A 336-nucleotide genomic window follows, 5' to 3' on the forward strand; every position below is an offset into this window, starting at 1 on the left:
GCTCGTCGCCGAGGGCAGGATCGACGGTGCAGTGCTCACCGAGGCCCGGTCGGACGACCCGCGCCCCGGTCTCCTCCAGCGACTCGACGAGCAGCTCGTAGGCGTTCGGCGGGATGATGTCGTCGCTGTCGCAGAAGGCCAGGTAGCGGCTCTCCGGGTCGCAGTTGCGGACACCGGTGTTACGGGCGTGGCCGAGGCCGCCGTTCTCCTGCCGGACCAGCTCGAAACGGTCGTCGGCCGCGGCGAACTCGGCGGCCAGCGCGGCGCTTCCGTCGGTGGACCCGTCGTCGACCATCACCACCTGGAGACCGGTCAGGGTCTGGGCCGCGAGGGACT

1 protein-coding gene is annotated in these 336 nt (G+C 71.4%); it reads right to left on the bottom strand.

Going from position 1 to position 336, the window contains the following annotated elements; all coding sequences use genetic code 11:
• Nucleotides 1-336 (bottom strand): glycosyltransferase family 2 protein (locus tag ACLZOT_RS50945; RefSeq protein WP_416976110.1); only part of this gene is annotated, 336 nt, incomplete at both ends.

Origin of the sequence: Streptomyces sp. 4F14 (genome assembly GCF_048159485.1) — a bacterium.
Lineage (GTDB): Bacteria > Actinomycetota > Actinomycetes > Streptomycetales > Streptomycetaceae > Streptomyces.